Source organism: Blautia wexlerae, from assembly GCF_013300825.1.
Lineage (GTDB): Bacteria > Bacillota > Clostridia > Lachnospirales > Lachnospiraceae > Blautia_A > Blautia_A wexlerae_B.
Map to the genome: position 1 here is coordinate 298,061 of NZ_JAAIMY010000001.1, position 24,033 is coordinate 322,093.

The following is a 24,033-nucleotide window of genomic DNA, read 5'->3' on the forward strand; positions in this document are numbered from 1 at the left end:
TAATACATTTAAAGGAGATATTTAGAGATATGAAATTAGGAATCGTCGGATTGCCGAACGTTGGAAAAAGTACATTATTTAATTCACTGACAAAAGCAGGAGCAGAATCAGCAAACTATCCATTCTGTACCATTGATCCGAATGTGGGCGTTGTTACAGTTCCGGATGAGAGACTGAAGCTTCTTGGGGATTTTTATCATTCAAAGAAAGTGACACCTGCTGTGATCGAGTTCGTGGATATTGCAGGACTTGTAAAGGGAGCATCCAAGGGAGAGGGACTTGGAAATCAGTTCCTTGCAAACATTCGTGAGGTAGATGCAATCGTTCATGTAGTGCGCTGCTTTGAGGATTCCAATGTGATCCATGTAGATGGAAGCATTGATCCGCTTCGTGATATTGAAACCATCAATCTGGAACTGATCTTCTCAGACCTTGAGATTCTTGAAAGAAGAATCGCCAAAGTTACAAAGACAGCACGTATGGATAAAGAGGCTGCCAAAGAACTTGATTTCCTTCAGAAGGTAAAAGCACATCTGGAAGATGGCGGGATGGCGATTACCCTGGAACTGGAAAACGAAGATGAAGAAGCATGGATGGCTACTTACAATCTGCTTACATGGAAACCTGTGATCTATGCTGCGAACGTTGCAGAGGGAGATCTGGCTGATGATGGTGAGAGCAATGAACATGTACAGGCAGTACGTAAATATGCTGCAGAGCAGAACAGTGAGATTTTTGTGATCTGTGCAGAAATTGAAGAAGAGATTTCCGAACTGGATGATGATGAGAAAAAGATGTTCCTTGAGGATCTGGGACTGAAGGAGTCAGGACTTGAGAAGCTTGTAAAAGCAAGCTATCATCTGCTGGGACTGATGAGTTTCCTTACTGCCGGTGAAGATGAGACAAGAGCATGGACGATTAAAATCGGAACAAAGGCTCCGCAGGCGGCAGGTAAGATCCATACAGATTTTGAAAGAGGATTTATCAAAGCTGAGGTTGTAAATTACCAGGATCTTCTGGACTGTGGTTCTTACGCAGGTGCCAGAGAAAAAGGTCTTGTAAGAATGGAAGGTAAAGAATACGTTGTACAGGATGGAGATGTGATCTTGTTCCGCTTCAATGTATGATAAACAGGTGATTTATGGAAATGTCGATACGTTTTCCCGGACCCGGACTGGTCTTTGATTATGTGCCGCGCTCATTTATGATATTTGGGATGGAATTTACCATATATGGAGTGCTGATCGCTGTGGGTGCTCTTCTTGGAATGGGACTTGTAACACTTGAAGCGAAACGAAATGGGGAAGACCAGAACAGGTATCTGGATATGATGCTTATTTCTCTGCTGTTTTCAGTGGTAGGTTCCAGATTGTTTTATGTGGCTTTTTCGTGGGGATTTTATAAAGAAAATCTGAATGCAATACTGGATTTTCGAAATGGCGGTTATGCTTTATACGGCGGGCTTCTGGCCGGATTCCTTGCGGCAGCAGTATTTTGCAGGATTACAAAAATGTCATTCTGGCAGAGTGCTGATATTGCATGTCCCGGAATACTTCTGGGGCAGGTTATAGGACGATGGGGTAACTTTTTTAACAGAGAATCCTTTGGAGAATATGCAAATCTTCCATGGGTCATGCAGATCCCTGTTTCTGTGGTGCGTTCAGGAGAGGTATCGGGAGCAATGAGAGATAATCTACTGACCATAAATGGGATTTCCTATATTCAGGTTCAGCCGGTTTTCCTCTATGAAAGTCTATGGTGCCTGTTACTATTGCTGCTGTTGATGGCTCTTCGCCGAAAGAAAAAATATGAAGGCGAACTGTTTATGATCTATCTGGCCGGTTATGGATTTGGAAGATTTTTCTGTGAATGGATCAGAACAGATAAGCTTTACATTCCGGGAACAAAAGTGGGAATTTCAATGGTGATTTCCGCTGTACTGTTTGTTGTTTTTATGACGACTGTGATTGTACGTTGCGTGATGGTGCAGAAAAGAGCAGTTATACGCAGACAGAGAAGAAGAAAATTTCTGAGTGAGGAAGAGAAAAAAGAAATTACTGTAAATGTGGGAACTTCTCCCACAAATTCAGAAGAAGAGCAGTAAAAAAACATACATCTGAAAGATAAGTGGGTTGAAAGTGGAATTTCAACCCACTTTTTGCGTATAAAAGCCCATTTTTTCTGTAAAAATAAGGTTGTTTCATAAATGTTAACAGAGTTCTAAATTTTAAAAATCTTTTTCTCCCCCTTGTTTTTTCAGCCTAAATAGTTTAGAATAAGCACATAAGTGGTAGAAAGTGGTGAATAGTGGTGGTGAGTGGGGGAATAACGGTAGAATCCATTACCACCTGAGAAATCTGAAGGGGAGATTCAGATTTTGCGAGAGTAGGTGAGTAACATGTTCATGGGAGAGTATAACCACACGATCGACGCGAAGGGGCGTCTGATCATTCCTTCTAAATTCAGAGAACTCTTAGGGGAAGAGTTCGTTCTGACAAAAGGGCTTGATGGTTGTCTTTACATTTATCCGATGGATGAATGGGAATCCTTTGAAATGAAGCTCAGATCCTTACCACTTACAAATAAAAATGCCAGAACTTTTTCACGATTCTTTGTAGCCGGAGCAACTACATGTGAACTGGACAGGCAGGGGCGAATTCTTGTGCCGCAGACGCTGCGCGAATTTGCCGGTCTGGAGAAAGATGTGGTTCTGACAGGTAATCTGAACAGAATTGAAGTTTGGAGCAAAGAAAAGTGGAGCGAGATCTGCAATTATGACGACATGGACAGTATTGCAGAGAGCATGCAGGACATGGGAATCACAATCTGACAGGTCTCATCCGAAGTATCTTGCAAAAGTAAATCCAGACAGGAGACGGAGATGGAATTTAAACACAAATCTGTATTACTGGAAGAGACCATCGAAGGTCTGAATATCAGACCGGACGGAATCTACGTGGATGGCACTTTAGGAGGTGCAGGGCATGCCAGTGAGGTATGCAGGAAACTTTCTGCCAAGGGGAGATTTATTGGCATAGATCAAGACCAGGATGCGATAATTGCTGCGAGTGAGAGGTTAGCCCCCTATAAACAGGCGACGATCATTCGCAGCAATTATTGTTACATGGTACAGGAACTGGCAGCAAGAGGCATCCATAAAGTAGATGGGATTCTCCTTGACCTTGGGGTATCTTCCTATCAGCTTGACAATGAAGAACGCGGTTTTACCTACAGAGTAGATGCACCGCTCGATATGCGTATGGATCAGCGCCAGACGCAGACAGCCAGTGATATTGTCAATGGCTATGAAGAAAAAGAATTATACCGTATTATTCGTGATTACGGCGAAGATAAATTTGCAAAAAATATTGCAAAACATATTGTTGCAGCCAGACAGGTGAAACCGATCACTACCACCGGAGAACTGACAGAGATCATCAGGGAATCTATTCCCATGAAGATGCAGGTGAAGTCAGGACATCCGGCAAAGAGAACATTTCAGGCAATCCGCATCGAGCTTAACAGAGAACTTGATGTGCTGAGAGATTCCCTGGACGGAATGATCGATATCCTTGATGACGGCGGAAGACTTTGCATTATCACTTTCCATTCTCTGGAGGACAGAATTGTTAAGACGATTTTCAGAAAAAATGAGAATCCATGTACCTGTCCTTCGGACTTTCCTGTATGTGTATGCGGGAAGAAATCAAAAGGAAAAGTGATCACAAGAAAGCCGATTCTTCCAGGGGAGACAGAGATGGAAGAGAATCCGCGCTCCAAGAGTGCAAAGCTTCGGATTTTTGAGAGAGTATTATAATTAGAGAGGCATGAAATGGCGAAAACGACCAGGAGTGAAACAGCAAGAAGAAGCAGGACCAATGCCAGAACTAACAGAGGAACGTATGTTGACGGAAATACGGTCAGACGTCTTGCAGAAGTTCCGGAGAGGACGAGACAGCCAGGAAGACAGAATCCGGGAAGACAGCAGACTAACCGAAACCGAAGAGTGCAGGCAAGTCCTGCACAGGTACCAAAGCAGAAACGTCAGGTAAGCCGGGAAGCACAGAAGAACCGACAGAAAGCAACTGCAATGAACTGGGGATTTGTGGCATTTCTGGCAGTTGTATGCGTGGCGATATTGTTCTGTTCCGTGAAATACCTTCGCTACAAGTCAGAAATTACTGCAAAGATGAGTACAGTTGCAACTCTTGAGGAGGAACTGGCAGATTTAAAAGAAGACAATGATGCATATTACAGCCAGGTAACATCCAATGTAGATTTGAATAAGATCAAGCAGATCGCATTGGGGAGACTGGGTATGAAATATCCGTCAGATGATCAGACAGTAACCTATTCTACATCCGGAAACAGCTATGTAAGACAGTATCAGGATATACCAGATTCAAAGTAGGTGATTAGTTGAGCAATACAGGAAGAAAGAGTCGAAGAAGACCGCAGAGAAAAATAAATCACAGTATGAAAAAAAAGCTGGCAATGCTATTTGGAATAGTATTACTGGCTTTAGTAATATTAATACTGAGAATTACTTATATTAATGCTACCAGCGGCAGCAAATATAAGAAGCAGGTATTAAGCCAGGCGCAACAGAAATATGAAAGCCAGGTATTGCCTGCCAAAAGAGGCGATATTTATGATAAAAATGGAAATATACTGGCTACCAGTAACAAGGTTTACAATGTAATACTGGACTGCAAAACAGTAAATTCGGATGAGGATTATGTGGAGCCGACAATCAGGGCATTAAATGAAGTGTTGGGAATTGATGAAGAAACAGTCCGTTCTCTTTTGTCAGATTCAAGAACCAGCCAGAGCCAGTATCAGATACTGATAAAACAACTGTCCATGGAAAAAAAGAAAGAATTTGATAAATATAAGGCAGAGGACGAAGATTCCGGACTGACGAAAGCCCAGGCAAAGGAACGGGCAAATATCAAAGGTGTCTGGTTTGAAGAGGATTATCTGAGAAGTTATCCATTTAATGAAACCGCATGTGATACGATTGGATTTGCTCTGGACAGAGATGTGGCAGACAGCGGACTGGAAGGGTATTATAACAGTACACTGACAGGTGTGGATGGAAGACAGTATGGTTATATTAATGACGATTCGGATGTAGAGCAGACTATTATTGCTGCGGCAAATGGAAAAAGTATTCAGACCAGCATTGATATCGGCGCGCAGCAGATCGTGGAGAAATATGTAAATGGATTTACAGAGGCAATGGGTGCCAAGAATATAGGAGTCATTGTTGAGGATCCGTCTACGGGTGAGATTATTGCAATGGATGGCGGCGACCGCTATGATCTGAATAATCCCAGAGATTTATCAAATTTATATTCAGAAGATGAAATCAAAGCAATGAATGATGTGGAAACAGTAGAAGCCCTGAATGGTATGTGGAGTAATTTCTGTGTCACAGATGCCTATGAGCCGGGATCTGTTGTAAAGCCGATCGTTATGGCTTCAGCACTGGAGAAAGGTGCAATACAGGAAACGGATACATTTGTATGCGATGGTGCCCAGACTTTCGGAGATACGATGATCAAGTGTGCGGTTTATCCAAGTGCGCATGGTACAGAGACACTGGGGGAAGTAATCGCAAACTCCTGTAATGATGCGATGATGCAGATTGGTGCAAAGATGGGGGCAACACAGTTCATCAAGGCACAGAGTCTGTTTAATTTCGGAACAAGGACAGGAATCGACCTGCCGAATGAGGGCGCGGGTATTATTCATACGAAAGATTCCATGGGAGAAACAGAACTGGCATGTTCAGCTTTTGGACAGGGTTTCACCTGTACTATGATTCAGGAAATCAATGCAATGAGTTCTGTTATCAATGGCGGATATTATTATCAGCCACATCTTGTGACAAAGATTCTGGACAGCAATGGCGGAACTGTAAAAACAATTTCCCCGATACTTCTGAAACAGACGATTTCATCCAGAATTTCCAGTGATATCAGAAGTTACATGGCGTTGAGTGTACAGCAGGGTACCAGCCGTCATTCCAAGGTACAGGGTTACAGTTCTGGTGGTAAAACAGGTACAGCGGAGAAATATCCTCGAGGAAATGGAAAATATCTGGTTTCCTTTATCGGGTTCGCACCTGTAGATGATCCGGCTGTAGTGATCTATGTGGTTGTAGATGAACCGAATGTAGAGGATCAGGCAAACAGTACTTATCCACAGTATATTGCACAGGGAATCCTTTCTGAGCTTCTGCCTTATCTGAATGTAACGCCAGATGAATCTGATGATGGAACAGTACCGGAAACGGAACTGTGGGAAGGATTTAAGGGGCACTTAAAGAGTATTTCCATATCAGACAGTGAACTTGACAGCAATGGCAATCTGGTAGATGCGGATGGCAATCTGATTGACTGGGATGGAAACCGGATTGATGAAAACGGATATCTGCTGGATGCCAACGGAGATCACATACTGGATGAGGAGGGCAATTATAAGATGTCTACCAATCTGGTCAGTGCAGCAGGAAGTACGGATACAGATTCATCGGGAGATGCGGTATCCAATCCGGATGCACCTGCGCCTCTGGAGGATGATGAAGCTGAGACAACTGAAGATAATAATGCAGAGACAGAGGGCATTACCAATGAGGAAGCCGGTCTGGAATAAGATGGTATAGTATAGTTCCGCAGAGGACAGTCATATATTGTTATGACGATCTCTGCGGAGTTTTTTATGAAAAAAAACATGACATTTCATAAGAAAAAAGTATGGGTGGTATTACTCGGCTGTATGTTGCTGATGGTGGGACTCATGGGCAGACTGGTATATCTTATGTGTTTCAGATCAGATTATTATTATGAGAAGGCAAAGGAACTTCATGAAAGAGAGCGTGATATCAAAGCTGCCAGAGGAGAGATTCTGGATGCAAAGGGAAGAGTTCTGGCATCAAACAGGACAGTGTGCACAATCTCTGTGATCCACAGCCAGATTAAAGAACCTGAGAAAGTGATCGCTCTGCTGTCTGAAAAACTGGAAATGGATGAGGCAGAAGTGCGCAAAAGAGTAGAGAAGATTTCTTCTATAGAAAGAGTAAAGACAAATGTGGAAAAAAGTACAGGGGATGAGATAAGGGAGAGTAATCTGGCAGGTGTGAAGGTTGATGAGGATTACAGACGTTACTATCCATTGGGAAGTCTGGCATCGAAAGTCATTGGTTTTACAGGCGGCGATAATCAGGGAATTATCGGTCTAGAAGTAAAATATGAAGATATCCTGAAAGGAAAGCCGGGCAAAATCCTGACAACAACAGATGCCAGAGGAGTGGAAATCGATAAACTGGGTGAGGCCAGGGAAGATCCGACAGATGGAAAAACCCTGATGATCAGTCTTGATGCGAATATCCAGAAATTTGCACAGCAGGCAGCTTTGAAAGTGATGGAAGAAAAACAGGCCGAGCGAGTATCCATTCTGCTGATGAATCCCCAAAATGGCGAAATATATGCATGTGTCAATGTGCCGGAATTTGACCTGAATGATCCGTTTGCTCTGACGGATGATCTGAAGATTCAATCCCGGATACGGACAGCAGGGAAAACAGATACAGAAAGAAAACAGGAATTACTGAATCAGATGTGGAGAAATCCCTGCTTGAATGACACGTATGAACCTGGTTCTACATTTAAGATCATTACCATGGCGGCCGGACTGGAGGCAGGTGTCGTTTCACCAAAAGACCGTTTCTACTGTCCGGGATATAAAGTGGTTGAGGACCGCAGGATCCACTGTGCAAAAAGAACAGGACATGGTTCCCAGAATTTTGTGGAAGGAGCACAGAATTCCTGCAACCCTGTGTTTATCGAGGTAGGGCTTCGGCTTGGAACAGACCGTTATTATAAATATTTCCGACAGTTTGGACTTCTGGATAAAACCGGGGCAGATCTTCCGGGAGAAGCGAAAACTATCATGCATCAGATGAAAAATATGGGGGAAGTGGAACTGGCAACTGTTTCCTTTGGTCAGTCTTTCCAGATCACACCTGTCCAGCTGGCTGCTACAGTAAGCTCGCTGATAAACGGAGGCAGGCGGGTGACACCGCATTTTGGAGTTGCAGTTTTAAATTCTGACAGAACAGAGGGTGAAAAACTAATCTTTCCGGTGAAGGATGGAATCGTATCTGAGAAAACGTCAGGAGAAATAAGAAAAATACTGGAAACAGTGGTGTCTCAGGGTTCAGGGAAAAATGCAAAAATCGAAGGGTATGCTATTGGCGGGAAAACTGCCACTTCCCAGACATTGCCCAGAAGCGCAAACCGTTATATTTCATCCTTTCTGGGATTTGCACCTGCAGATGATCCGCAGGTACTTGGGCTATGCATTATCCATGATCCAAAAGGTATTTATTACGGAGGAACGATAGCAGCACCGGTGATCCGAAGTATATTTGAGAATATACTTCCATATCTTGGGATTGAAAAAAGCAATACTCTGGATCCTGTCGTTGAAGGCAATTAGGGAAATTCCGCAGGCAGGGTTGATAAATAAGCAAAAAAGCCTTATACTAAAAGAAATCTGAAAGCCGAATACTTTCAGTAAAAAAACAAAAGAATAAACGAGGTGTGAGATGGAATTTCAAGTTGTAATCCCTGTGCTGATCTCTTTTGCGATCAGCGTTGTATTAGGGCCGGTCATCATTCCTTTTCTCAGGAAGCTGAAGATGGGCCAGACAGAAAGAACAGAGGGCGTACAGTCCCATTTAAAGAAGGCAGGAACTCCTACAATGGGTGGAGTGATCTTTCTGATCGCCACAGCAGTAACTGCGTTATTTTATGTAGGGGACTATCCGAAGATCATTCCGGTATTGTTCCTGACCCTTGGTTTTGGAATTATCGGCTTCCTGGATGATTATCTGAAGGTAGTGCTGAAACGTTCAGACGGATTGCTTCCATGGCAGAAATTTTCTCTTCAGGTAGTTCTGACTGCGATTTTTGTATTTTACATTATTAAGTATACAGATATTTCACTGACTATGAGAATTCCGTTCTGGAGCGGACATTTTCTGAACCTTGGATGGCTGGCTGTTCCGGTACTTTTCTTTGCAGTGATCGGTACTGTAAACGGAGTCAACTTTACAGATGGTCTTGATGGACTTGCTTCCAGTGTGACTCTGATCGTTGCGGTATTCTTTACAGTAGTTTCTATTGGAATGAAATCAGGGATTGAGCCGATTACAGGTGCTGTTGTGGGAGGTCTGATGGGATTTCTGCTGTTTAATGTATATCCGGCAAAGGTATTCATGGGAGACACCGGTTCTCTGGCACTGGGAGGTTTCGTGGCAGGTACGGCTTATGTGATGCAGATGCCGTTATTTATCCTGATCGTAGGACTGATCTATCTGGTTGAAGTACTTTCTGTTATCATTCAGGTAACTTATTTTAAGGCGACTCATGGAAAACGTATCTTTAAGATGGCACCGATCCATCATCATTTTGAATTATGTGGATGGTCTGAGACACGCGTGGTTGCAGTGTTCTCAGTTATTACGGCAGTTATGTGTATGATCGCGCTGCTGGCATTGTAACATTGTAAAAGGAAGGAAATTTATTATGGAATTACAGGGAAAAAAGGTACTTGTATTCGGTTCCGGAAAAAGCGGGATCGGAGCATCTGACCTTCTTGCAAAAGTGGGAGCATTTCCGGTTATCTATGATGGAAATGCAGAAATAGATAAAGACGCAGTTGTACATAAAACAGACGGTACATATCCGGTCACTGTATATGCAGGGGAACTTCCGAAAGAAGTACAGGATAGCCTTGATCTGGTAGTTTTAAGTCCTGGAGTGCCAACAGATATTCCGCTTGTAAAGAGCTTTTATGAGCAGGGACTCCCGGTATGGGGAGAAGTAGAACTGGCATACAGGGCGGGTGACGGCGAAGTGCTTGCTATTACAGGTACAAACGGAAAGACCACTACAACAGCACTTCTTGGAAAAATCATGCAGGATGCGCGTGAGTCTGTTTTTGTAGTTGGAAATATCGGAACTCCATATACTTCCAGGGCACTGGAGATGAAACCAAACTCTGTAACTGTTGCAGAGATAAGCAGCTTTCAGCTTGAAACTATTGATGAGTTTGCGCCAAAGGTATCTGCAATCCTGAATATTACAGAGGATCATCTGAACCGTCATCATACAATGGAAGAGTATATACGTGTGAAAGAGATGATCACTGAGAATCAGGGTACAGAGGATGTGTGCGTACTGAATTATGAAGATGAGGTACTGCGTAAATTCGGAGAACATCTGACTCCGAGAGTGGTATATTTCTCCAGCGAGCGCAAACTGGATGAGGGAATTTATCTGGATGGAAATAAAATTATCCTGAAGGATAGAGAAAAAGAGGTTGAAGTAGTTAAGACAGAAGATCTGAAACTTCTTGGCAGACACAACTTTGAGAATGTTATGGCAGCAGTTGCAATGGCTTACTACGATGGAGTATCCATGGACAGCATCCGTAAGAGTATCTGCGAATTCACAGCAGTTGCACACAGGATTGAATATGTGACAGAGAAGAATGGCGTTGCATATTATAATGATTCCAAGGGAACCAATCCGGATGCAGCTATCAAGGGAATCCAGGCAATGAACCGCCCTACACTTCTGATCGGCGGCGGTTATGACAAACAGTCCGCTTATGATGAATGGATTGAAGCATTTGACGGAAAAGTACGTTATCTGGTTCTGATCGGACAGACAAAAGAGAAAATCAAAGAGACAGCTGAGAAGCATGGTTTCCATGATATTATCCTCTGTGAAAATCTGAAAGAAGCAGTAAAGGTATGCGCCGAAAAGGCGCAGCCAGGAGATGCAGTTTTGCTTTCTCCTGCATGTGCAAGCTGGGGACAGTTTGACAATTATGAACAGCGTGGAGATATGTTCAAGGAATATGTAAGAAATCTGTAGAATATCTATAAGTAAGATACCTGCAGGCATGAAGCAGACAGATAAGGTCTTCTGAAGTGCCGCAGAGGATTTACGGAGAAATAGATGACGCGAAAAAAAGCAGCAGATTTTTCAAAAACAGATATAACGATGCTTGTGCTTGTGATTGGGCTTGCAGTTTTCGGGCTTGCAGTGCTTCTCAGCACGAGTGAATATAATGGCAGAGTACGTTTCGGCGACTCTGCCTGTTATTTTAAAAAGCAGTTATTTGCCACAGCACTTGGGATGGGAGTGATGTATCTGGTTTCTTCTATTGATTATCATTTTTTCCTGAAACTGGGACCTGTGGCATACCTGATTTCTATGTTTTTATCCGGCGCGGTACTTCTGGTAGGACAGGAAATTAATGGTTCCAGAAGATGGCTGAATCTCGGACCTTTATCTTTTCAGCCTTCAGAGTTTGCAAAAGTGGCTGTGATCCTTTTTCTTGCATGGCAGATTGAACATACAAAAAAAGCGACTAAGGGGTTGGGATTTATGTGCAGGACAATGCTGACTCTGCTTCCAATCGTTGGTCTGGTAGGTTCCAATAATCTGAGCACAGCGATTATTATTCTGGGTATCGGAGGAATCCTGGTCTTTGCATCAAATCCCGGATATTTGGAATTTGTCGGGCTTGGCAGTGCAGGTGTGGGGTTTATAGCCATTTTTCTGGCAGCAGAGAGCTATCGCCTGGAACGTCTTGCAATCTGGAGAAATCCGGAGAAGTATGAAAAGGGATTTCAGACAATCCAGGGGCTGTATGCCATTGGCAGCGGCGGAATATTTGGCAGAGGTTTCGGAAACAGTCTGCAGAAGCTGGGATTTGTTCCGGAAGCACAAAATGATATGATTTTCTCCATTATATGTGAGGAAATGGGAGTAGCCGGAGCCATCTTTCTGATTTTTATGTTTGCAATGCTTCTGTGGAGACTGGGGGTGGCAGCCATGCATGCAAAAGATCTGGCGGGTGCTCTTATCTGCTGTGGAATCATGGGGCATCTGGCTATTCAGGTTATTCTGAATATTGCGGTGGTAACCAATACAATTCCAAATACAGGAATCACGCTGCCATTTATCAGCTATGGAGGAACATCGGTGGTGTTTCTTCTGGGGGAAATGGGACTTGCGATGAATGTTGGGAAATGTGACAGAATGATCTGAAATGTCCTGAGTCATGGAGAGATATACCGGAACAGGGAAGATTACAGGTTTCATAAGGACGTAACATATAATAGGAAAGACCATAAACTGTAAAGTAAGAGACTCTTTAGGAGTAAAAGTTTGGATGAGATCCATGTGACAGGTAAATGTTCTCTCAGCGGAGAGCTTTTTATACAGGGTTCTAAAAATGCAGCACTTCCGATGATAGCGGCATCTCTGATGCACAGAGGGATAAGTGTTCTGAGAGGCTGCCCGAGAATTTCTGATGTATTCTGTATGGAAGAGATCCTGAGAAGTCTTGGAGCAGCAACATGGTGGGAAGACCATGATCTTTACCTGGACTGTTCCTGTGCAGACAAAACAGAGATTTCGGCAGTTTATACAGGCAGAATGCGTTCTTCGATTATTCTGGCAGGTGCAGTACTTGCCAGGAACAGAAAGTGCAGGATAGGGTATCCGGGGGGATGTACCATAGGGAAGAGACCGATAGATCTTCATCTTATGGCATTGAGGGCACTGGGCGCAGATATCCGGGAAAATGCATTGGGACTGGATGGAGAATGCGTCAGATTCACAGGGCAGGATATCGTGTTTCCAAAATCAAGTGTGGGAGCCACACAGCAGGCCATACTGGCGTCAGTTCTTGCAAAAGGTGTAACACATCTTTACAATTGTGCGAAAGAACCGGAGGTTTTCTGGCTCTGCAGATATCTGAAAACAATGGGAGCGCTGATAGAAGGAGAGAAAACCGGAGAAATTATGATCAGAGGAGTGGAGGAACTGAAAGATGGAGATTACCGTGTTCCTCCGGACCGTATTGTTGCAGGCACGTATCTGTGCGCAGCCGCAGCAGCAAAAAGTGAGATTATTCTTCGGAATGTACCTGTGGAGGAATTACAGGCGTTCCTGGAAGTATATCGGAAAATAGGTGGACAATATCAAGTGAATGGTGGTACACTAGAGGTCAATGGAAAGAACGCGGTCAGACCGGCTGCTTTGGTGGAAACAGAAATTTATCCGGGATTTCCTACGGATCTGCAGGCTCCGCTGATGGCAGTGCTGACAGGAGTACAGGGGCAGAGTGTGATCAGGGAGAACATTTTTGACCGGAGATTTGGCAGTGCTTTTCAAATGAAAAAAATGGGCGCAGATATTTCGGTAAGCGGGAATCAGGCAATCATAAGAGGCGGAAAAACTCTTACAGGAACACAGGTACAGGCAGGAGACCTCAGGGGAGGTGCTGCACTGATCATTGCCGCACTTATGGCAGAAGGAGAAACCTGTGTAAAAAAAGCCGGATTCATCAGCAGAGGATATGAACATATCTGTGAAGATCTGCGGACTTTGGGATGCGAAATATGGTAGTCTGAAGCAGAGGACATGAGGATTTATGAGAAAGAGTAATTATGGAAAAAAACCTCCCATGAGTAAAAAATCGAAGAAGATAATGGCGGGTGTGATAGGAACAGGGATTTTAGTTGCTGTGATAATCTTTTTTTCCTATTATAAGGTGGATTCTGTAGAAATCAGGGGAACTTCCCATTATACAGATGAAGAGGTAAAGAATATGGTGCTTCGGGGACCGATGGCTTCAAATTCGGTCCTTGCGCCTTTGATCTACAGTACCACAAACACAGATGATATTGCATATGTAGATGCGTTTAAGGTTACCCAGTTAAACCGCAATACTATCTGTATCAGCGTAAAAGAGAAAAAGGCAGTAGGCTGTATCCGTTATCTGGATAGTTATATTTATTTTGATAGAAATGGTATTTTTGTGGAAGGTTCTCAGAACAGAGATGAGACGGTTCCCTATTTTGACGGAATTCAGGTGAACAGTATTGTGATGGATGAGAAACTGGATATCAGGGGAGATACTGTACTGAATACAGCCGTGGCATTGTCTACAATTTTTCAGAAGAATGATATGATCCCGGATCATATTCAGTTTGACAGCAGTTATTCTATCAGTCTGATCTACGGAGATGTTACAGTTCAGCTTGGGAAAGATGTTGATCTTGAAGAGAAGATGAACCGTGTGATAGCAATCCTGCCACAGATTCAGGGAAAGAAGGGCATTCTTCATATGGAAAGTGTGGCTACAGATTCCAATACCTTTGAAGAAGAACAGGAACAGGAAGAAGTTACTGCTGAAAGCTGGAATGGAGGCTATGATGAAGAGGGTAATTATACCGGAGACGGCGAGTATGACGAGGATGGCAACTATGTAGGTGCAAAACCGAAAACTGCCCTTGAGGAAGCAATCGAGAACTGGAACGGCGGCTATGATGAAGAGGGGGATTATACTGGAGCCGGTGAATATGACGAATCCGGCAATTATGTGGGATCGAAGCCTACGCAGGAATCTCTGGATGCGGCAGATGATGAGTCAGGAGATGGTTCCGGGGATGAGAACTCCACAGACAGCCAGTGGTCTGATACTTCAGGAGACGGAGCAGACGATACATCATATGATGAAAGCAGTTTAGGCGGAGATGGTGATTATACGGAAGATAACGGAGATTATTCCAGTGATTATTCCGGAGATGATTCTGAAGGATATTAACAGCATTCTCCCAGAATTGCCGAAAAAGAGTGAAAAAAGTATAAAAAAACAAAATTAATGGTTGATTAATTCTTAAAAAAAATATATGATATATCTATATGTAACTTTGATATAAATCACTGAAAAGGATATCAGGTATAAATAAAGGAGGAAGTACGTTGTTAGAGATTATGTCAAACGAGGCTGAATCATCTGCCAAGATCATAGTGATCGGTGTAGGTGGAGCCGGAAATAATGCAGTAAACAGAATGGTGGAAGAGGCCATCGGCGGAGTAGAGTTTGTAGGTGTTAATACTGATAAGCAGGCTTTAACTCTGTGCAAAGCTCCAACTGTACTTCAGATTGGCGAGAAGATTACCAAAGGTCTTGGCGCAGGAGCCCAGCCTGAGGTTGGACAGAAAGCAGCAGAGGAGAGCATTGAAGAAGTAAAACAGTTAATGGAAGGTGCGGATATGGTATTCGTTACCTGTGGTATGGGAGGCGGAACCGGAACCGGAGCTGCACCTGTTATCGCAGCGGCAGCGAAAGAAATGGGTATCCTTACAGTTGGTGTTGTTACAAAACCTTTCCGTTTTGAGGCAAGAACTCGTATGAACAATGCACTTGCAGGCATTGAGAATCTGAAGAAAGCAGTGGATACATTAATCGTTATCCCGAATGATAAATTACTGGAAGTTGTAGACCGCAGAACAACTATGCCGGAAGCACTGAAGAAGGCTGACGAAGTTCTGCAGCAGGCAGTGCAGGGTATCACAGACCTGATCAACCTGCCGGCACTGATCAACCTTGACTTTGCAGATGTTCAGACTGTAATGACAGACAAGGGAATCGCTCACATTGGTATTGGTGAGGCACGAGGAGATGACAAAGCTATGGAAGCTGTACAGCAGGCCGTATCTTCTCCACTTCTTGAGACAACCATCAAGGGTGCTACACATGTTATCATCAATATTTCCGGAGATATTTCTCTTATGGATGCCAATGATGCTGCAAGCTATGTACAGGAGCTTACAGGTGAGGAAGCAAACATCATCTTTGGTGCCATGTATGATGATACAGTTGCAGACTACTGCAGAATCACAGTAATCGCAACAGGTCTGAATGATGATAATCTTCAGCAGACCCCTTTCGGAAAAAGAAGCACAGCTTCTTCCTTTGGTGCAAGAAGACCTTCTTCCACAGCAGGTACAGCAACAGCCGGAACTACAGCAGGAAGCGGTATGAACATGCCTAGCTTCAGCCTTCCGACTATGAATGCCACACCGTTCGGAGCATCTAAGGCTCCGTCCAGTACTGTTCAGAAGAAAGACATCCAGATTCCGGATTTCTTAAGAAACAGATAGGATTATCAAACTGTTTTGCAGTGAAATAATTTACAGACAGACAAAAGAGACATATCCCATGTAGATGGACATGTCTCTTTTTTGACTGGATCAGGGAAGATAATTATCCCTGATATACGGGTGAAAATCCTGTTGCCATGGTGTTGATATTATGCACCACAATGGCACTGGAAAGTGTCACATCTTGTATCGGAAGATGCATGTGCATTGGAGCCGTCTACCTGAATGGAGGATGCTGTACATTTGCAGTTGTCATTATAGGTACAGTTGTGGGCTTTGCAGTCAATCTGGATTTTGTCGCAGCCGCAGCCATCTGTGTAGCTGTCTTTCATGGAACTGTCGGTTCTCTCTCGGAAACTGCCACAGCTTGTCTCATTTGCAGAGGTGGCATTTTCACCTGTCACGTCAATATCACCTTTTGAACAGAGCTGTTCTTTGTTGTAAACACAGGTCATTGCTGAACATTTAAGAATTGTCATAGTGTTATCCTCCTGGAAAATCTGAGATAACCATTCAATATTGAACAGTTACATTGAATAAGTTTCGGAGATAGGATGTGCAGTTTGGGAGGAAATATACATGAGGTCTGAAAAAAATTAAAGAAAATGCAAAAAGTACTTGACGTAGCAGACTGAACATGGTATCTTATACAAGTACGTAAGAAAACAAAGCAGAGTTCCACTCTCACCTCAGCGCATTTGATTTAGCGGCTTGGGTTTATATTGCACAGAGAAGACTGGTATTTAAGGCTGACAGGAATAAGGAGATTGTTCCAGCGGATCAGGAAGAAAAGATATCAGCAGTGTGATAACGGAGTGTGGATTTTGTCCACGCTTTTTTTATGTAAATGAGGGCGACGAGAAGTCATTAGAATCTATCTAACAGGTATGGAGGTGCACTACAATTAGCAATTTAATGATTAACGAACAGATCAGAGACAAAGAGGTACGCTTAATCGGTTCGGACGGAGAACAGCTTGGAATCATGTCCGCGAAAGAAGCAATGTTCAAAGCTCAGGAGGCAGGGCTTGACCTGGTAAAAATTGCCCCGCAGGCGAAACCGCCGGTATGTAAGATCATCGATTATGGTAAATACCGTTATGAGCTTGCAAGAAAAGAAAAAGAAGCCAAGAAGAAGCAGAAGACCATCGATGTCAAAGAAGTGCGACTTTCTCCAAACATTGATACCAATGACCTGAATACGAAAGTCAACGCCGCCAGAAAGTTCCTCTCCAAGGGTGACAGAGTAAAGGTAACATTACGTTTCCGTGGACGAGAAATGGCACATATGGCAAGCAGCAGACATGTACTCGATGATTTTGCAAAACAGCTTGCAGACGTGGCAACAGTGGAGAAGGCACCGAAGGTTGAAGGCAGAAGCATGACCATGTTTTTAACGGAAAAACGTTAAATATAATAGAGATACAGTTTAAGGAGGAATTAACAATGCCAAAAATTAAAACTTGCAGAGCAGCAGCAAAGCGTTTCAAAAAAACAGGTACAGGAAAATTAGTAAGAAATAAAGCTTATAAGAGCCATATCTTAACAAAGAAATCTCAGAAGAGAAAAAGAAATCTGAGAAAATCTACTGTTGTTGATGCTACTAATGTTAAGAGCATGAAGAAAGCATTACCGTATTTATAAGAAGCATTCATCATTTGAAGATAGACGTACAGGAGGAAATTTAAGAAATGGCAAGAATTAAAGGCGGATTAAACGCAAAGAAAAAACATAATCGTACATTAAAACTGGCAAAAGGTTACAGAGGAGCCCGTTCCAAACAGTATAGAGTTGCTAAGCAGTCTGTAATGAGAGCACTTACAAGCTCCTACGCAGGAAGAAAACAGAAAAAACGTCAGTTCAGACAGCTCTGGATCGCACGTATCAATGCAGCAGCAAGAATGAACGGATTATCCTACAGCAAACTGATGCACGGACTGAAAGTTGCAAACATCGACATCAACAGAAAGATGCTTGCTGAACTTGCAGTGAACGATGCAGAAGGATTTGCAGCACTTGCTGAGATCGCTAAAAAAGCAATCGCATAATTGGCGATTTTAGAGAGATATAAGATTTGATAAATTAAATCAGAATTTTGAGGTACACATAGAAATTGTTACGGTTTCTGTGTGTACCTTTTTTGATGTATTTTTCGATGAATGGGATAAAATTGCGTGTGCGGTGCGGTCAAGTGTCCATGAAAGACGGAAAAATCTTAAATTTCCATAAAGTTTTTCTTGCATGGTCAAATATATGGTGATATAATTCAAAACAGCAACATATTAAAGTGTCAGTGGAAGCCAAAGCCGGCTGGGAACCCAGTTGGCTTTTTGTTACTTTTCAGTTCCTCTACATAATAAATGAACTTGCGGAATTTAGCACATCAAAAATGATGTACCAGGTGGAATGAATGGTAACGGAAGCTAACCTTATGAGCCGTAAGAGGGACGAAAGGACTGACAAAATATAAGGAGGATTTTATTATGAAAAACCTGAAAAAAATCATCAGTGTTACTGCGGCAGCAGCAATGGTAATGTCAACAGTTGCACCTGTATCTGTATTTGCAGACGATGCTACATTTAAGATCGGTGGAATCGGACCTGTAACCGGAGCAGCAGCAATCTATGGACAGGCTGTAAAGAATGCAACAGAGCTTGCAATCAATGAAGTAAACGAAGACGGCGGAATCAACGGATATCAGGTAGAGTTCAAATTTGAAGATGATGAAAACGATGCTGAGAAAACCCTGAACGCTTACAACGCATTAAAAGACTGGGGAATGAACATCCTGGTTGGTACAGTTACTTCCACACCTTGTGTAGCTGTAGCAAATGAAACAGCAGCAGACAATATGTTCCAGCTTACTCCATCCGGATCTGCAACAGAGTGTGTTGCTAATCCGAACGTATTCCGTGTATGCTTCTCTGACCCGAACCAGGGTACTGCAGCAGCTCAGTACATTGGAGAGCATAAACTTGCTACAAAAGTAGCTATTATCTACGATAGCTCTGATGTATATTCATCAGGTATCACACAGAACTTCACAGCAGAAGCAGCTAATCAGGGTATTGAAATCGTATCTTCCGAAGCATTCACTGCTGATAACAATAAAGACTTCTCCGTACAGCTTCAGAAAGCAAAAGACGGTGGTGCTGAATTAGTATTCCTTCCGATTTATTATACAGAAGCTTCCCTGATCCTTGCACAGGCAGACAGCATGGGATTTGAAACTAAATTCTTCGGATGCGACGGTATGGACGGTATCCTTGGTGTAGAAAACTTTGATACATCTCTTGCAGAGGGGCTGATGCTTCTTACACCATTTGCAGCAGATTCTACAGATGAGAAAACCCAGAACTTTGTAAAAGCATACAAAGATGCTTACAAAGACACACCAAACCAGTTCGCAGCAGATGCTTATGATGCAGTATACGCAGTCAAAGCAGCAGCAGAAAAAGAAGATGTAAAAGCAGACATGGATGTTGCAGATATCTGTGCAGCACTTGAAAAAGGCATGACCGAGATCACACTTGAAGGTGTTACAGGTGACGAGATCACATGGACAGAAGACGGTGAGCCGAACAAAGCTCCGAAAGCTGTAGAAATCAAAGATGGTGCTTACGCAGCAATGGAATAATGAAATTGAAATAACTGAAAAGATTTCATAAGAAATAAAATGCGATTGTTCCTGGAGTGGACAATGGTTGCATGCCAACGGGGCTGTCTGAATTATGCAGACAGCCCTGTTGCCTAATACGTTATTACATTAATGCGTTAATGACAGATTTACTTTTGGCAAAATAAACAAGACAGATTTCGCTAAAGGCAAATCTGCCAGTTTTACACACAATAAAATTATTTAAATATAAGAAAGGAAAGACTTCTATGAGTAGTTTTATATCATATCTTATCAGTGGTATCAGCCTCGGAAGTGTATATGCGATCATCGCCCTTGGTTATACCATGGTATACGGAATCGCTAAAATGCTGAACTTCGCTCATGGAGATGTTATCATGGTCGGCTCTTATGTAGTTTATGTCGCAGTCAGCGGCATGGGATTAAATCCGATTTTAGCCATCCTGCTGTCCATTATCATCTGTACACTCATGGGCGTTGTGATCGAAGGCGTTGCGTATCGACCACTGCGTAATGCAGCTTCACCTCTGGCTGTTCTGATCACAGCAATTGGTGTCAGCTACCTGCTTCAGAACGTGGCCCTTCTGATCTGGGGAGCAGATACCAAATCATTCAGTAACGTGATCAGTCTTCCATCCCTGAAACTTGCAGGTGGTTCTATCGTGATCACTGGTGTAACCATCGTAACCATTATCGGTGGTATCCTGATCATGGCAGGTCTGATGCTCTTTATCAGCAAGACAAAAACAGGACAGGCAATGCTTGCCGTATCTGAGGATAAAGGCGCTGCCCAGTTAATGGGTATTAACGTAAACAAAACAATCTCCATTACTTTTGCGATCGGTTCCGGACTTGCAGCAATCGCAGGTGTGCTTCTCTGCTCTGCATACCCGTCTTTGACACCATATACAGGTGCTATGCCTGGTATCAAAGCATTCGTTGCAGCTGTATTTGGCGGTATCGGATCTATCCCGGGAGCCTTTATCGGAGGTGTTGTTCTGGGTATCCTGGAGATTTTTGGTAAGGCATATATCTCTTCACAGATGGCAGATGCCATTGTATTCGGTGTTCTGATCGTGGTTCTGGTTGTGAAACCTACCGGTATTCTTGGTAAGAACATTCAGGAGAAAGTGTGAGGTGGCAGACATGGAAAAGAAGAAATTAAACAAAACAACAAAAAGCAATCTCATTACATACGGAATGGTTCTTGCAGCATATCTGATCGTACAGGGAATGATCGCAGGGAATCTGCTTTCCAACCTGATGCAGGGTCTGTTGGTGCCTCTTTGTGTATATATTATCCTGGCACTTTCTCTGAACCTGACGGTTGGTATCCTGGGTGAGTTAAGCCTTGGCCATGCCGGATTTATGTGTATCGGTGCTTTCACCAGTGCAGCATTTACAAAGGCAACTATGGATACATTTACAAATGCAGGACTTCGTTTCTTCGTTGCTCTGATCATCGGAGCTGTATGTGCAGGTATCTTTGGATTCCTGATCGGTATTCCTGTACTTCGTCTGAAAGGTGACTACCTTGCTATCGTAACACTGGCATTTGGTGAGATCATTAAAAATATCATCAATGTACTTTATGTGGGAATCGACAGTAACGGAATCCATTTTTCCATGAAAGATCAGATGTCTCTTGGAATGGAGCCTGGTGGGAAAATGCTCATCAGTGGTGCCATGGGTATCACAGGTACACCGAGACAGTCAACTTTCACCATAGGTGTGGTTCTGATCCTGGTTACTTTATTCGTAGTTCTGAATCTGATTAATTCCAGAGACGGACGTGCGATCATGGCAATCCGTGATAACCGTATTGCAGCGGAATCTATTGGTATTGATATCACAAAATATAAACTGAAAGCATTTGCAATCTCAGCAGCATTAGCCGGTATCGGCGGTGTGCTTTATGCTCATAATCTTGCAACTTTAACAGCACTTCCGAAGAACTTCGGTTATAACATGTCCATTATGTTCCTGGTATTCGTAGTTCTCGGTGGAATTGGAAATATGCGTGGTTCTATTATTGCGGCAGTGATTCTGAACCTTCTTCCGGAGCTTCTGCGTGGACTCAGTGATTACCGTATGCTGTTCTATGCAATCGTGCTGATCGTAATGATGCTGATCAACTGGGCACCTAAGGCAATCGAGATGAGAGAGCGTCTTTTCAGTAAATTTAAGAAAAAGGAGGCATAAGCTATGGCATTGCTGGAAGTAAATCATTTAAATATTTCATTCGGCGGTCTTCATGCAGTGGATGATTTCCATGTCTCCATCGAGAAAGGACAGCTTTATGGTCTGATCGGTCCGAATGGTGCCGGTAAGACTACAATCTTTAACCTTCTTACAGGTGTGTATAAGCCGGACGAGGGAATCATCAATCTGGACGGACAGGATATCACCGGAAAGAGTACCATTGATATCAACAAGGCGGGAATCGCCAGAACATTCCAGAATATCCGTCTGTTTCATCAGATGAGTGTGCTGGACAATGTAAAAGCAGGACTTCACAATCATGATAAATACAGCCTTTTTACAAGTATTGTACATACTCCGAAATACTTTAAGGTTGAGAAAACCATGAATGAGGAAGCAATGAAGCTTCTTAAAGTGTTTGATCTGGACAAAGAGGCAGATATCCTTGCATCCAACCTTCCTTATGGTAAACAGAGAAAGCTGGAGATTGCCAGAGCACTGGCAACAAAGCCGAAGCTTCTTCTTCTGGATGAGCCGGCTGCAGGTATGAACCCCAATGAAACTGAGGAACTGATGGATACCATCCGTTTTGTTCGTGATAACTTTGATATGACCATTCTTCTGATCGAGCATGATATGAAGCTGGTTTCAGGTATCTGTGAGGAGCTGACTGTACTGAACTTCGGTCATGTTCTGAGACAGGGCAAGACTTCAGATGTGCTCCATGATCCGGAAGTTATCAAGGCATATCTTGGAGAATAGGAGGAGAGACAGATGGCATTACTGGAAGTACAGGACATACAGGTTTATTATGGAATGATTCAGGCATTGAAGGGTGTTTCTTTCTCTGTAAATGAAGGTGAAGTTATTGCTCTGATCGGTGCCAATGGTGCCGGTAAGACTACTACTCTGCATACAGTGACAGGGCTTCTTCGTGCAAAATCAGGACATATTATTTATGACGGACAGGACATCACAAAGGTTCCGCCTCACAAGATCGTAACAATGGGTATGGCACATGTTCCGGAAGGAAGACGTGTGTTTGCAAATATGACTGTTCTTCAGAATCTGAAGATGGGTGCTTTTACAAGATCTGATAAAAATGAGATTGATGCGACCATTGAGAAAGTATATAAACGTTTTCCGCGTCTGAAGGAACGTCAGAATCAGACTGCAGGTACCTTAAGTGGTGGTGAGCAGCAGATGCTCGCCATGGGACGTGCGCTGATGAGCCAGCCGAAGATTATTCTGATGGACGAGCCGTCCATGGGCCTTTCACCGATCTTTGTAAATGAGATTTTTGATATCATTAAAGAGGTAAGTGAGAGTGGCACAACGGTTCTTCTGGTTGAGCAGAATGCGAAGAAGGCTCTTTCTATCGCTGACAGAGCTTATGTCCTTGAGACCGGAAGGATTACACTGGAAGGCAAGGCAAGTGATCTTCTTCATGATGAATCTGTTCAGAAAGCTTATCTTGGAGAGTAAACAGGAGGGATTTTATGGAGAATTTTGTAATTACCATTGCGAGACAGTATGGAAGTGGCGGACGTACCGTCGGTAAGATGCTGGCAGAGAAACTGGGAGTTTCTTTCTATGACAAGCAGATCATTCAGATGGCTTCTGATGAGAGCGGGATTGATGTGAAGCTTTTTGGACAGGTGGAGGAAGGCTCCAGTGTGAAGGCATCTCTGTTTAATAAGACAGGGTTATATAAAGGAGATCTGATCGCACCGGATCAGAAGGGATTCGTTTCTGATGAGAATATTTTTAATTATCAGGCGAAGATTGCAACGGATCTGGCAGAGAAGGAATCCTGTGTGATCGTTGGGCGTTGTGTGAATTATGTGTTTAAGGACAGACCGAATACTTTGCGGGTGTTTGTTCATGCACCCTGGGAGTTTCGTGTGGAGAAGTCCAGAGAGAAGATCAGCGGCAGTGATGAGGAGATTGAGAAGTTTCTTCGCAAAGATGATAAGAGAAAGCAGGATTATTATCGCAAATTTGCCGGTGGGGACTGGAGTGATGCGACGAATTATGATCTGTGTCTGAATGCAGGAAAGCTTGGATTTGAGAAGTGTGTGGATGCGATTTTGGCGCAGATGAACGTTATGGGAATTAAATGATGAAAAGGGCAGTCTCTCTTTGGAGGCT

Annotated in this window: 23 protein-coding genes; 22 read left to right on the forward strand and 1 reads right to left on the reverse strand. The window is 43.2% G+C overall.

Features of this window, described 5'->3' with window-relative positions; translation table 11 throughout:
* Window positions 1–29 precede the first annotated feature (29 nt).
* The 13 genes from ychF to ftsZ all read left to right on the forward strand — a co-directional run bounded on the left by ychF (window position 30) and on the right by ftsZ (window position 16,043).
* On the forward strand, window positions 30–1,127 hold the full coding sequence (gene ychF / locus G4417_RS01290) for a redox-regulated ATPase YchF (RefSeq protein WP_173682349.1): 1,098 nt from the start codon (window positions 30–32) through the stop codon (window positions 1,125–1,127).
* Window positions 1,128–1,147: 20 nt separating this feature from the next.
* Window positions 1,148–2,104, forward strand: coding sequence for a prolipoprotein diacylglyceryl transferase (lgt, locus tag G4417_RS01295; protein ID WP_243268895.1), 957 nt, complete (start codon window positions 1,148–1,150; stop codon window positions 2,102–2,104).
* A gap of 294 nt (window positions 2,105–2,398) precedes the next feature.
* On the forward strand, window positions 2,399–2,830 hold the full coding sequence (gene mraZ, locus G4417_RS01300; protein WP_173682351.1) for a division/cell wall cluster transcriptional repressor MraZ: 432 nt from the start codon (window positions 2,399–2,401) through the stop codon (window positions 2,828–2,830).
* Between the two features lie 51 nt (window positions 2,831–2,881).
* Window positions 2,882–3,817: a 16S rRNA (cytosine(1402)-N(4))-methyltransferase RsmH gene (rsmH, locus tag G4417_RS01305; protein ID WP_173682352.1), complete on the forward strand. Its 936-nt coding sequence runs from the start codon at window positions 2,882–2,884 to the stop codon at window positions 3,815–3,817.
* 15 nt (window positions 3,818–3,832) lie between these two features.
* The gene (locus G4417_RS01310) at window positions 3,833–4,411 is read left to right on the forward strand and encodes a hypothetical protein (RefSeq protein ID WP_173682353.1); all 579 of its coding nucleotides are present in this window, start codon (window positions 3,833–3,835) and stop codon (window positions 4,409–4,411) included.
* Between the two features lie 65 nt (window positions 4,412–4,476).
* Entirely contained in the window at window positions 4,477–6,660 is a 2,184-nt protein-coding gene (locus G4417_RS01315; RefSeq protein ID WP_173682393.1) for a peptidoglycan D,D-transpeptidase FtsI family protein, read from the forward strand.
* 66 nt (window positions 6,661–6,726) lie between these two features.
* Window positions 6,727–8,505 (forward strand): peptidoglycan D,D-transpeptidase FtsI family protein, encoded by a 1,779-nt coding sequence (locus tag G4417_RS01320; RefSeq protein WP_173682354.1) that lies wholly within the window; start codon window positions 6,727–6,729, stop codon window positions 8,503–8,505.
* Window positions 8,506–8,614: 109 nt separating this feature from the next.
* Complete coding sequence (gene mraY / locus G4417_RS01325; protein ID WP_173682355.1) at window positions 8,615–9,571, forward strand: phospho-N-acetylmuramoyl-pentapeptide-transferase; 957 nt, start codon at window positions 8,615–8,617, stop codon at window positions 9,569–9,571.
* A gap of 25 nt (window positions 9,572–9,596) precedes the next feature.
* The gene (murD, locus tag G4417_RS01330) at window positions 9,597–10,952 is read left to right on the forward strand and encodes a UDP-N-acetylmuramoyl-L-alanine--D-glutamate ligase (protein ID WP_173682356.1); all 1,356 of its coding nucleotides are present in this window, start codon (window positions 9,597–9,599) and stop codon (window positions 10,950–10,952) included.
* Window positions 10,953–11,036: 84 nt separating this feature from the next.
* Entirely contained in the window at window positions 11,037–12,134 is a 1,098-nt protein-coding gene (locus tag G4417_RS01335) for an FtsW/RodA/SpoVE family cell cycle protein (RefSeq protein ID WP_173682357.1), read from the forward strand.
* A gap of 120 nt (window positions 12,135–12,254) precedes the next feature.
* A complete protein-coding gene (murA, locus tag G4417_RS01340) occupies window positions 12,255–13,499 on the forward strand; it encodes a UDP-N-acetylglucosamine 1-carboxyvinyltransferase (protein ID WP_173682358.1) in 1,245 nt (414 codons plus the stop codon).
* 58 nt (window positions 13,500–13,557) lie between these two features.
* Window positions 13,558–14,700, forward strand: a complete 1,143-nt coding sequence (locus tag G4417_RS01345) for a cell division protein FtsQ/DivIB (RefSeq protein ID WP_173682359.1) — start codon at window positions 13,558–13,560, stop codon at window positions 14,698–14,700.
* A 170-nt stretch (window positions 14,701–14,870) separates the two neighbouring features.
* Window positions 14,871–16,043 (forward strand): cell division protein FtsZ, encoded by a 1,173-nt coding sequence (gene ftsZ / locus G4417_RS01350; protein WP_173682394.1) that lies wholly within the window; start codon window positions 14,871–14,873, stop codon window positions 16,041–16,043.
* 149 nt (window positions 16,044–16,192) lie between these two features.
* On the opposite strand, the gene G4417_RS01355 is transcribed toward ftsZ, so the two are convergent.
* A complete protein-coding gene (locus G4417_RS01355; protein ID WP_173682360.1) occupies window positions 16,193–16,522 on the reverse strand; it encodes a DUF1540 domain-containing protein in 330 nt (109 codons plus the stop codon).
* A 436-nt stretch (window positions 16,523–16,958) separates the two neighbouring features.
* On the opposite strand from G4417_RS01355, the gene infC reads away from it, so the two are divergent.
* From infC to G4417_RS01400, 9 genes are all read left to right on the forward strand, one after another.
* A complete protein-coding gene (infC, locus tag G4417_RS01360) occupies window positions 16,959–17,453 on the forward strand; it encodes a translation initiation factor IF-3 (RefSeq protein ID WP_008706524.1) in 495 nt (164 codons plus the stop codon).
* A 35-nt stretch (window positions 17,454–17,488) separates the two neighbouring features.
* Complete coding sequence (gene rpmI, locus G4417_RS01365; RefSeq protein WP_008706525.1) at window positions 17,489–17,686, forward strand: 50S ribosomal protein L35; 198 nt, start codon at window positions 17,489–17,491, stop codon at window positions 17,684–17,686.
* Window positions 17,687–17,733: 47 nt separating this feature from the next.
* Window positions 17,734–18,090 (forward strand): 50S ribosomal protein L20, encoded by a 357-nt coding sequence (gene rplT, locus G4417_RS01370; protein ID WP_008706527.1) that lies wholly within the window; start codon window positions 17,734–17,736, stop codon window positions 18,088–18,090.
* 435 nt (window positions 18,091–18,525) lie between these two features.
* Window positions 18,526–19,680, forward strand: coding sequence for an ABC transporter substrate-binding protein (locus G4417_RS01375; RefSeq protein ID WP_020993610.1), 1,155 nt, complete (start codon window positions 18,526–18,528; stop codon window positions 19,678–19,680).
* A gap of 248 nt (window positions 19,681–19,928) precedes the next feature.
* Window positions 19,929–20,816 (forward strand): branched-chain amino acid ABC transporter permease, encoded by an 888-nt coding sequence (locus G4417_RS01380; RefSeq protein WP_008706530.1) that lies wholly within the window; start codon window positions 19,929–19,931, stop codon window positions 20,814–20,816.
* 10 nt (window positions 20,817–20,826) lie between these two features.
* The gene (locus G4417_RS01385; RefSeq protein WP_173682395.1) at window positions 20,827–21,882 is read left to right on the forward strand and encodes a branched-chain amino acid ABC transporter permease; all 1,056 of its coding nucleotides are present in this window, start codon (window positions 20,827–20,829) and stop codon (window positions 21,880–21,882) included.
* A gap of 3 nt (window positions 21,883–21,885) precedes the next feature.
* On the forward strand, window positions 21,886–22,644 hold the full coding sequence (locus G4417_RS01390; RefSeq protein WP_025578122.1) for an ABC transporter ATP-binding protein: 759 nt from the start codon (window positions 21,886–21,888) through the stop codon (window positions 22,642–22,644).
* 12 nt (window positions 22,645–22,656) lie between these two features.
* On the forward strand, window positions 22,657–23,367 hold the full coding sequence (locus G4417_RS01395) for an ABC transporter ATP-binding protein (protein ID WP_020993607.1): 711 nt from the start codon (window positions 22,657–22,659) through the stop codon (window positions 23,365–23,367).
* Window positions 23,368–23,381: 14 nt separating this feature from the next.
* Complete coding sequence (locus G4417_RS01400; RefSeq protein ID WP_119251100.1) at window positions 23,382–24,005, forward strand: AAA family ATPase; 624 nt, start codon at window positions 23,382–23,384, stop codon at window positions 24,003–24,005.
* The last annotated feature ends 28 nt before the right edge of the window (window positions 24,006–24,033 follow it).